Source organism: Acidovorax delafieldii 2AN (genome assembly GCF_000175235.1).
Classification (GTDB): Bacteria; Pseudomonadota; Gammaproteobacteria; order Burkholderiales; family Burkholderiaceae_C; genus Acidovorax; species Acidovorax delafieldii_B.
In genome coordinates this window covers 1-9,335 of record NZ_ACQT01000143.1, presented here as the reverse complement: position 1 = coordinate 9,335, position 9,335 = coordinate 1, and the positions used below count along the sequence as shown (strand labels likewise).

At 66.5% G+C, this 9,335-nt stretch carries 9 protein-coding genes and 1 tRNA gene; 1 reads left to right on the top strand and 9 read right to left on the bottom strand.

Annotated features, from left to right (window positions below; all coding sequences use genetic code 11):
* Positions 1-2: 2 nt before the first annotated feature.
* The 3 genes from ACDELDRAFT_RS15355 to ACDELDRAFT_RS15345 all read right to left on the bottom strand — a co-directional run bounded on the left by ACDELDRAFT_RS15355 (position 3) and on the right by ACDELDRAFT_RS15345 (position 1,876).
* Positions 3-662, bottom strand: a complete 660-nt coding sequence (locus ACDELDRAFT_RS15355; RefSeq protein WP_005798431.1) for a BON domain-containing protein — start codon at positions 660-662, stop codon at positions 3-5.
* On the bottom strand, positions 659-1,255 hold the full coding sequence (locus ACDELDRAFT_RS15350; protein WP_005798429.1) for an SIS domain-containing protein: 597 nt from the start codon (positions 1,253-1,255) through the stop codon (positions 659-661). The genes ACDELDRAFT_RS15355 and ACDELDRAFT_RS15350 overlap by 4 nt, the downstream gene beginning before the upstream one ends.
* Positions 1,256-1,459: 204 nt before the next feature.
* Positions 1,460-1,876 carry a YraN family protein gene (locus tag ACDELDRAFT_RS15345; RefSeq protein ID WP_005798428.1) on the bottom strand — a complete coding sequence of 139 codons (417 nt, stop codon included), beginning with the start codon at positions 1,874-1,876 and terminating at the stop codon, positions 1,460-1,462.
* On the opposite strand from ACDELDRAFT_RS15345, the gene rsmI reads away from it, so the two are divergent.
* The gene (gene rsmI, locus ACDELDRAFT_RS15340) at positions 1,876-2,805 is read left to right on the top strand and encodes a 16S rRNA (cytidine(1402)-2'-O)-methyltransferase (protein WP_081470148.1); all 930 of its coding nucleotides are present in this window, start codon (positions 1,876-1,878) and stop codon (positions 2,803-2,805) included. The genes ACDELDRAFT_RS15345 and rsmI overlap by 1 nt on opposite strands.
* 123 nt (positions 2,806-2,928) lie before the next feature.
* On the opposite strand, the gene ACDELDRAFT_RS15335 is transcribed toward rsmI, so the two are convergent.
* From ACDELDRAFT_RS15335 to rsmB, 6 genes are all read right to left on the bottom strand, one after another.
* The gene (locus ACDELDRAFT_RS15335) at positions 2,929-4,185 is read right to left on the bottom strand and encodes an Hsp70 family protein (protein ID WP_005798424.1); all 1,257 of its coding nucleotides are present in this window, start codon (positions 4,183-4,185) and stop codon (positions 2,929-2,931) included.
* A gap of 188 nt (positions 4,186-4,373) precedes the next feature.
* Positions 4,374-4,449 (bottom strand) — tRNA-Phe (locus tag ACDELDRAFT_RS15330).
* 52 nt (positions 4,450-4,501) lie between these two features.
* Complete coding sequence (locus ACDELDRAFT_RS15325) at positions 4,502-5,179, bottom strand: response regulator (protein WP_005798422.1); 678 nt, start codon at positions 5,177-5,179, stop codon at positions 4,502-4,504.
* Between the two features lie 37 nt (positions 5,180-5,216).
* Complete coding sequence (locus ACDELDRAFT_RS15320) at positions 5,217-7,502, bottom strand: sensor histidine kinase (RefSeq protein WP_005798421.1); 2,286 nt, start codon at positions 7,500-7,502, stop codon at positions 5,217-5,219.
* Positions 7,499-8,113, bottom strand: coding sequence for a DUF4390 domain-containing protein (locus ACDELDRAFT_RS15315; protein WP_005798419.1), 615 nt, complete (start codon positions 8,111-8,113; stop codon positions 7,499-7,501). Before ACDELDRAFT_RS15315 ends, ACDELDRAFT_RS15320 begins: the two co-directional genes overlap by 4 nt.
* Positions 8,114-8,120: 7 nt before the next feature.
* A partial coding sequence (rsmB, locus tag ACDELDRAFT_RS15310) for a 16S rRNA (cytosine(967)-C(5))-methyltransferase RsmB (RefSeq protein ID WP_050784185.1) occupies positions 8,121-9,335 on the bottom strand: 1,215 nt, incomplete at its 5' end.

The following is a 9,335-nucleotide window of genomic DNA, read 5'->3' as shown; positions in this document are numbered from 1 at the left end:
TGTCAGCCGCCCTGCGACGAGGTGCCGTCCGTGGTGACCGGAGCCGGCGGCTGCGTATTGTTGCGGCGCAGTTCTTCTTCGGTGATCGTTTCGAACACACGCACCACCTTGCTCACGCCACTCACGCCACGCGCAATTTCCGTGGCACGCGCGGCTTCACGCGGGGTGACCAGGCCCATGAGATAGACCACGTTGCGCTCGGTCACCACCTTGTAGGCGCTGGCGAACACGTCCTTGGCGTCCACGAAGCTGGCGCGCACCTTGCCGGTGATGAGGGTGTCGTTCGAGCGCTGGCCCAGCGAGCTGTTGGGCATCACAGCCAGATCGTTCACCACCGAGCGCACGTTGTTCACGCCGGCCACGATCTGTTCGACGGTGGCACGGTCGTGTGCCGCAGGCACTTCGCCGGTGAGCAGGGCCTGGCGGTTGAAACTGGTCACGTTGACGTGCACCCGTTCACCCAGCACCTCGCGGATACGATTGGCAGCGCGCAATTCGATGCCTTCGTCTTCGACCTGGGTGCCCGTCGTGCGGCGATCAGAGGCCATCATCCCGCCCACCACGGCCCCTCCGACAAACAGGGGAGCGCATGCGGAAAGACCTGCGGCAAGCGCGGCGGCAGCCAGCAGGGTGCGGGCGGTACGGTTCAAGGTTGGCGTCATAGCGGTATTTCCTGTTCTCCAAGTAACTGGGCGTCCACGCCGTCGCACAGGCAGTGCAACACCAGGGCATGGACTTCGCGCACCCGCGCGGCGCGGTCGTGCGGCACGCTGATCAGTACATCGGTCTCGCGCACCAGCGGCGCCAGCTTGCCGCCCGTGCGCCCGGTGAGGATCACCACCGTCATGTCGCGCTCGTGCGCGGCCTCGATGGCGGCGATCACGTTGGCATCGTTGCCGGTGATGGACAGCGCCAGCAGCACGTCGCCCGCCTGACCGAGCGCGCGCACCTGGCGCGCGAACTGCTGGGCCACGTCGTGGCCGCCGCCCGCCGTGAGCAGGGTGCTGTCGGATGTCAGGGCCAGAGCGGCCAGCTCGGGCCGGTCGCGCTCGAAACCCGCCACGCAAAACGATGCGAATTGCAGCGCCTCGGCAGCCGAAGGGCCGTTGCCGCAGGCGAGCACCTTGCCGCCGCTGGTCACGCAGGCCAGCACGGCCTGCACGGCCGCAGCAATGGGGGCGCCCAGGGCTTGCGCGGCCTGGTATTTCAGGTCGGCGCTGTCGATGAAATGCTGTTGTATGCGTTGCTCAAGCATGAGGGGGCCAATGATACCCGCCGCCTGTTACAGCTTTTGTAGCAATCCGTAGAGGCCGCAGGCGCGCGCAAGGGTGGAAAGAGTGCGCCATTGGAGCGCGGACGGGCGCGAAGGTTCAATCCGCCGCCGTTGCGGCAGCGGCGCCTCGGGTGCTGGCCACCCCGCGTCGCACACCGTGCAGGCACCCGGCTGCAAGCCTTTCTGTCACTGGGCGTCGAATGCCGCCCGCAGCCATTGCACACCGCCGGGCTCGAGCAGAACCACGTCGAAACGGCACGGGGGCGGCGAGGGCATGCGCAGCAGATAGTGCCGCGCGGCCAGCACGATGCGCCCTTGCTTGACAGATCCGATGCTCGCGCAAGCCCCGCCAAAGGCTGCAGTGGCGCGACTGCGCACCTCGACGAACACCACGGTGCCGTCGCGCTCCCGCATTACCAGGTCGATCTCGCCACCACCACGCCCCGGCGTCCGATAATTGCGTTCGAGCAGCCGCAGGCCCACACCCTGCAAATGGGCGAGCGCCTGGTCCTCGGCCGCATTGCCCCGCTGCCGCGTGGTACCGCCGCCGGCGGCCGGCCCCTGCGGGTCGGCGCTGGCGGTCTTTTTTCCAAGGAAATTCATTGAGCGCATCTTTCGCATCTGCCCTGAACGCCGCCAGCGACGCAGCGGCTGCACAGCATTATCCGCAGGGCGCGCTGTATGTCGTGGCCACGCCCATCGGCAATCTGGCCGATATCACCCTGCGCGCACTGCACGTGCTGCAACTGGCTGACGCCATCGCCTGCGAAGACACGCGCCACACCCAGGCGCTGCTGCGCGCCTATGGCATCGACAAGGGCGGAACGCAGTTGCTGGCGGTACACCAGCACAACGAAGCCGAGGCCGCGCTGGGCGTGGTGCAGCGGCTGCAGCAGGGCCAGCGCGTTGCCTACGTCAGCGACGCGGGAACGCCGGGCGTCAGCGACCCCGGCGCCCGCTTGGTGGCTGCGGTGCAAGCCGCCGGGCTGCGCGCCCTGCCGCTGCCGGGGGCGAGCAGCATCACCACGGCCTTGAGTGTGGCAGGTGCCGTGGCGCACCACCCGGACAATGGCGGATTCCTCTTTGCCGGCTTTCTGCCCGCCAAGCAGGCAGAGCGGGCAAATGCCGTGCAGCGCCTGGCCGGCGAGCCCCGGTGCGTGGTATTGCTGGAAGCGCCGCACCGCATTGGCGAGCTGGCCCAGGCGTTGGCAACACTGGGCGCGCGCCCCGTCACCCTGGCGCGCGAACTCACCAAGCAGTTCGAGGAAATCACCACCCGCCCCGCCAACGAATTGAGCGCCTGGCTGGAGGGGTCACCGCAGCGCTCGCGCGGCGAATTCGTCGTGCTGCTGCACCCCTCCACACCCGCTGGGGACGACGGCGAGGGCTTGCGCGTGCTGCGCCTGCTGCTGCAGGAGCTCCCCCTCAAATCCGCCGTCCGCCTGGCTGCCGACATCACCGGCGCTTCCCGCAACAGCCTGTATGACACGGCCCTGGAATGGAAGCGCGCCGCCCCTCAGGCGGGGGAGTAGAATTTTCTGGTATTTTTTGCCTATTATGGCCTGTAGCGCTTGATGGCCATGCGTCTAAAGCTATATTTTCAATAGCATCTAAACCCTGCAAGGCACCCGCCCAAGCCGCCAGCCGACAACGCGTCAGGCGGCGCTTACCGCCAACCCCGCGGCCACACCGCCGAACAGATCGCCTTCGACCTGCGGGATGCCGGGAAATGCCACCCCGAGGGCGTCCCGCAGAGGCCGCAGCGCCGATGATCCACCCGTGAGGTAGATGGCCTGAAGCTGCCCTGGCGCCATTCCGGCGTTCTGGACACACTCGCCGGCACAGGCCACCACCTGCTGCAACAGGCCAGACAGGTGGCGGGCCAGCCCCTCGGCTGTGACCAGCGCCTCCAAGCCCGGCTCAATCCATTCAAGGGCCATCCGCGCGTCGGCAGCCTGGCTCGACGCGGCAATCTTGGCCTGCTCCACCGCGTCGGCCAGCCGGTGCCCCATGCGCTGGTTCAGCACCGCCATCAGGCGGTCGTGCAGCCGGGGTTGTGCGTAGTCGGACCGCAGGGCCTGCGCCTCACGCAGGGCGCGGGGGGCATACAGCCACTGGATCAAGTGCCAGGTGGCCAGTTCGAAGAACACCCGGCTGGGCACCTCGCGCCCCGAGGGGCCGGTGTGGCCCAGCCCCAGCAGCGGCATCACCTGCGCCAGGCTCAGCCGCCGGTCGAAATCGGTGCCGCCGACATGCACGCCCGTGGTGGCCAGAATGTCGCTGGTCCGGTCTGAACGCGCCCTTCTGCCGGGCCCCAGGCGCACCACGGTGAAGTCGGAGGTTCCCCCGCCAATGTCGACCACCAGCACGAGCGATTCGCGGTCAATACGCTGCTCATAGTCCAGCGCGGCAGCTATGGGCTCGAGTTGAAATGCCACATTCACGAAACCCGCATCGTGGGCCGCCTGGCGCAGGGCATCCTCTGCCTGCCGGTCGCGCATGGTGTCGCCATCCACAAAATGCACCGGCCGCCCCAGCATCACCTTGCCCGGCATTCCGCCCAGCGCATCGCGGGCCGTGGTGGCCAGCATGCGCAGGAACAGACCAATGATGTCCTGGTAGCTCACCAACTGGTTGTGTACCGCCGTCTTTTCCTGCAGCAGCGCACTGCCCAGCAGGCTCTTGAGCGAACGCATGAGACGCCCCTCGGTGCCCGCGAGGTACTGGCGCATGGCGTCGCGCCCGAAATGGGTGCCGTGATCCTCGGCATTGAAGAACAGCGCCGTCGGCAAAGTGTGGCTCGTGCCCTCCAGGCACAGCATGCGTGCAGGGGCGCCGCCCTGGCGCACGGCCATCGCCGAGTTGGAAGTGCCAAAGTCGATGCCCAGGGTCGTGTCGGTCAGGAATGCCATCAAAAAGCCAACGAGAAAAGGAAGACAGCTGCAGACGCCGCAAAGAGCGTGCAAACAGGGCTGCAGGCCGGTGCAGAAGCGCCGCGCAGCGGCAATAGCAAAGCGGAGGTGCGCGGCCGGGCCATCTCCAGGCACGGCGCCTCAATGGAAAAAGCCCCTGACTCTTTCGAATCAAGGGCTTTTTGGTTTGGTGGCCTGGGGCGGAATCGAACCACCGACACAAGGATTTTCAATCCTCTGCTCTACCGACTGAGCTACCGGGCCTGAGCCTCAAATTATAACCAGAAAATTGGGATTGACAACGCGGTGCGCGACATTAATTGCGTTTGCCACGCCCAAGGTCTACGCCCAGCTGGCGCAGCTTGCGGTACAGGTGGGTGCGCTCCAGACCGGTTTTCTCTGCCACGCGCGTCATCGAGCCGCCTTCGCGGGCCAGGTGGAATTCGAAATACGCTTTCTCGAAGCCATCGCGCGCCTCGCGCAGCGGGCGGTCCAGGTCGAAGCCCTGATGGGCATGGGGGCCTGCATCGCCCACCATGGCAGTGGTGATGATGGGCGCCGGGACAAAGCCGCCGTCGGCGGGGCCGGCTGCCGGCTGCTGCGCTGACACGGGTGCGGCCTGATGGGCTGCGTGGCGCGCCAGTCCCTGTTCCACGGCCTTGAGCAGCTTTTGCAGCGTGATGGGTTTTTCGAGAAACGAAAATGCGCCGATGCGGGTGGCTTCAACGGCGGTGTCGATGGTGGCATGGCCGCTCATCATGATGACGGGCATGGTCAGCACGCCGGCCGTGGCCCATTCCTTGAGCAGCGAAACGCCGTCGGTGTCGGGCATCCAGATGTCCAGCAGCACCAAGTCATACACCCCGGCCGCGCGCGCCGCGCGGGCCTGCGTCGCGTTCTCGGCAAGGTCCACGCTGTGTCCCTCGTCATTCAGGATTTCCGACAAGAGGTCACGAATGCCGAGTTCGTCATCAACCACCAGAATGTTTGCCATGTGTGTGAAGCGCTTTGGATGCTGCAGTGTGGTGTTGTTATGACGCCACCGATTGGTAAGTGGCGAATGATAACGATACTTGCGCCCCCCGCACCACGCCTTCGTCAAGCCGGTTCGACAGCTCGATGCGCGCTCCGTGCTCATCCGCAATTTTTTTCACCACTGCAAGGCCGAGGCCGGTGCCCCTGGGCTTGGTGGTGACATAGGGTTCGAAGGCCCGCTGAAGGATGTGGGCGGGAAAGCCCGGGCCGCTGTCCACCACCGTCAGGCGCACGCGCCGCGATGACTCACTCCACCGCGTGGTGATGCGCACCGGCGGCAAAGGAACGCCGCCTGCGCTCGCGGCTTGTTCGGTGGCGTCCTGTGCGTTCTGCAGCAGGTTGTGCACCACCTGGCGCAGTTGCTGGGCGTCCCCGGCAATGGGCGGACAACGCGCGTCCAGCTCGGATTCCACAGGGATGGTGGCGTTTTCGGCCCCATACAGATAGAGCACATCGGACACCAACGTATTCAGGTCCAGCGGTTGCAGTTCGGCAGCCGGCAGGCGGGCATAGTCGCGGAATTCGTTCACCAGCCGCTTCATGGCGTCCACCTGCTCGACGATGGTCTTGACCGACTTGGTAAGCACGGCCTGCTCAGGCGCCGGGAGTTTGCCAGTCAGCTTCATTTCAAGCCGTTCGGCAGACAGCTGGATGGGCGTGAGCGGGTTCTTGATTTCGTGGGCCAACCGCCGCGCGACCTCGCCCCAGGCCTGCGCGCGTTGGGCGGAAACAATTTCCGAAATGTCGTCAAAAACCAACAGACGCGACGCATCCGGCAACTCGGCCCCCCGCACCACCAGGCTCGTGGCGTGGTGTGCGGCCCCGCTGGGCGAGCCGTGCAGTTCAAAAGGTTGCTGCCAATGGTCCAGCCCGTGGTCGTGCCGGTCACCCAGGAACTCAGCGAACTGCTCTCGCACGGCCGCCGCGAACGTGGCCAGCCCCGGCACTTCGGCCAGCGGCTTGCCCGCATGGGCCGCCATGGGGGCACGCAGGATGCGCGTGGCCCCGGGGTTAAAAGAGACAATGCGGTCCTGCTGGTCGAGCACCATCACGCCGGCGGTGAGGTTGTCCAGGATGGTCTGGAGCTTGGCGCGTGCAGCGTCGAGCGCCCCCATGCTCTGCTCGACCGCTCCACGGGCATCGGCCAGTTGCTGGGTCATGGTGGCGAACGAACGGGTGAGCCCGCCCAGTTCGTCCTTGCCCTGCAGGGCAGCCTTGGGGCTGAGGTTGCCTGCAGCCACCTCGCGCACCCCCTCGGCCAGCACCAGCAGCGGCCGCACCAGCTGGTTGCCCAGCAGCACCGCCAGCAGCACCGCGCCGAAAACGGCCAGAAACAGCCCCAGCGTGAGGGTGCCGACATACATGCGGCGCAGGCCTTCGCGTGCCAGCGCGCGCTCCTGGTATTCACGATTGGCCTCTTGCACCGCCAGGGCGTTGCCCACCAACGCTGGCGGCAAAGGCATGGTGACCTGCAGGAAGCGGGGCTCGAGCAGAAGGCCCACACTGGGGCTGGCGACCAGCGCGAAGACCTTCACCCGTGCGTTCTGGGCGGCGGCGGGGTCGGTGATGTCGTCCAGCCCCTCGATCTGCGCCATGGTGCGCTGCTGGCGCACCATGCGCAGTTGCGCAATGCCGGGGCGCTCGGGGCTCAGGCTGAAGCGCGACTGCCCCGCGCTGGCCACGGCGTGGCCCGCCGCGTTCCACAGCACCACATCGCTGGCGCCCAGTTGGTCGCGGATGCGCTCCAGCACCAGCCCGGCGGCGGCATCGGGCACCTGGGCCAGCTGCGCGCTGGCATTGCGCGCCTTGGTGGCCATGTCTTCCGCCATGGAATCGAGAGATACCCGCGCCAGGTTGACGCCCGCCACCAGCGCGCCCTCGACCTTCACGTCAAACCAGCTCTCGATGGAGCGCGTCACGAACTGGTAGGACACCACATAGATCAGCAGGCCCGGCATCAGCCCCACCAAGGCGAAGATCGCGGCCAGTTTCACCAGAAGCCGGCTGCCAAAGCGCCCGCGCCGCAGGCGGATGGCCAGGCGCACCCCCACCCACGCCAGCACGCCCAGCAGCAGCACAGCCACCAGCACGTTCACGCCGAACAGCCAGGCGTAGTTGCGCTCGTACAGCGCCCGGTTGTTGGTGGCCAGGGTGAGCATGAACAGCAGCACCATGCCGATGGCCGACATGATGGCCGCCCCCACCCCCACGGTCCAGCGCACGGCCCGGGACTGCCGCACCAGGGCCTGCGCTGACGCGGATTCGCTGCCTTGTGGAGTCATCGCCCGGTCTCCGGCAAGAGCCGCTGCTGGCGTGAAAGCAACAGGCTCCAGCCTGAACTCCCCACCGCGCCGATCTGCAGCGGCCGAGGAAGCTGCGACATGTCGAGTCGGAACCTGAAATGGACGGTATGTGCAGCATCTGCGTCGATTTCAGAGGCATCGGCAATCTTCCAGCGCGATATCCTCTGCATGGCCATCAGCGCATCGTGCAATTCGTCAAAGTTCTGCCCCAGCACCACGCCCAGGCCGGTATTGGAAAACGCGGTGGAGGACGTGCTCAGCCGCCAGCGGCGGGTGAGGGGTTGGTAGCTGAGGCGCAAATGGCGGGTTGCCGTAGCGACCTGGCGATCGGACCAGTACCAGCGCTCGCGCGATACCTGCGCTTCAGCGACGAAAAACACCGGAATGCCCTTGTACAGCGCATCCTCGGCCAGTTCGGGCAGGTCGAACTGCAGCGCAGCGCTCAAATAGAGCCCATCATCCGAGCGTTCGAGACGCAGGTCTGCACTCTCGCCCGCGTGGGTTTGCGCCACCGCGATGCCCGGCCAGGCCACCAGGCACAGCAGCGCCAAGATCCAGACCCGCACCCATTCCCGCAGCAGGCAGCCCATGCCGCGCCTACTCCATCTTCTGCAACAGTGCGTAAAAAAAACCGTCGTGGTCACCCGGTGCATTGTCCCGGACGACTTCGCCATTGTTCGCAATGCCGGGAATTAAATGGCCGGGCGACGGCAGCAAACGGGCGTCGGTGTTGTGCGCAAGAAACGATTGCACCTGCGCATCGCCTTCCTCGCGGAATACGGAGCAGGTGCAATACAGCAGCCGCCCCCCGGGGCGCAACAACGGCCACAGGGCCTTGAGCAGGCGTGCCTGCTGCACGGCCAGTTGGGCAATGTCGGCCTCGCGGCGCAACCAGCGCACATCGGGATGGCGGCGCACGATGCCCGATGCAGTGCAGGGCGCATCCAGCAAGATCGCGTCGAACGGAATGCCCTCGCAATGGGGTTGCCACCATTCCTGTGGGCGCGCGGCGTCCGCCACCAGCACCTGGGCCCGAAGGCCCAGCCGGTCAAGCGTCTCGTGGATGCGTACACTGCGCGCGACGTCCACTTCCAGTGCTGTCACCTGCAAGGGGCTTGACGCTCCAGCGTACTCCAGCAGATGGGCGGTCTTGCCCCCGGGCGCGGCGCAGGCATCGAGAACACGCAGCGGCTGGGCCAAATCGAGTCCCCGCAGCAGCAGTGGCGCCGCCTGCTGGGCCGCCGCATCCTGCACCGAAACCAGGCCCTGTGCAAAGCCTGGCAGCTCTGCCACGGGGCGTGGGTGCTGCAGGGCCAACCCCCACTCGCCCACTGGCGTCGCTTCAATATTGATAGCTGCCAGCGCTTTCTGGTATTGCGCAACAGTGCTCTTTTGCCCATTAACCCGCAAAATCATGGGCGCACGGCCATTGTTGGCATGCAGGATTTGCTGCCAATGCTGGGGGTGGTCTTTTTGCAGCTTGGCAATCCACCACTGCGGATGGTTCCAGCGCGCCACCGGGTCGGTGTCGGTAGCGGCCACCAGGGTGTCGCGCTCGCGCAGGAAACGCCGCAGACAGGCATTGATGAACGGCGCCTGGGCCTTGGTGGCGACGTTGCGCTTGGCGGCCTCGACCGCCTGGTTGACCAGCGTGAACGGTTCGTAAGGCGCATCGTCGGCATGCCAGGCCAGCGCCAGTGCCGTGCACAGCAGGGCATCCGCCGGCGGCGGTGGCGTGCGCGAGACCAACTTGCGCCGCAGCGCCTGCGCGCGGCCGAGGGCCCGCAGGACATGAAAGAGCAGCGACTGCAC

Coding starts and splice junctions, on each gene's coding strand:
- ACDELDRAFT_RS15355 (WP_005798431.1), bottom strand. CDS start 662: ATGACGCCAACCTTGAACCGTACCGCCCGCACCCTGCTGGCTGCCGCC.
- ACDELDRAFT_RS15350 (WP_005798429.1), bottom strand. CDS start 1,255: ATGCTTGAGCAACGCATACAACAGCATTTCATCGACAGCGCCGACCTG.
- ACDELDRAFT_RS15345 (WP_005798428.1), bottom strand. CDS start 1,876: ATGAATTTCCTTGGAAAAAAGACCGCCAGCGCCGACCCGCAGGGGCCG.
- ACDELDRAFT_RS15335 (WP_005798424.1), bottom strand. CDS start 4,185: ATGGCATTCCTGACCGACACGACCCTGGGCATCGACTTTGGCACTTCC.
- ACDELDRAFT_RS15325 (WP_005798422.1), bottom strand. CDS start 5,179: ATGGCAAACATTCTGGTGGTTGATGACGAACTCGGCATTCGTGACCTC.
- ACDELDRAFT_RS15320 (WP_005798421.1), bottom strand. CDS start 7,502: ATGACTCCACAAGGCAGCGAATCCGCGTCAGCGCAGGCCCTGGTGCGG.
- ACDELDRAFT_RS15315 (WP_005798419.1), bottom strand. CDS start 8,113: ATGGGCTGCCTGCTGCGGGAATGGGTGCGGGTCTGGATCTTGGCGCTG.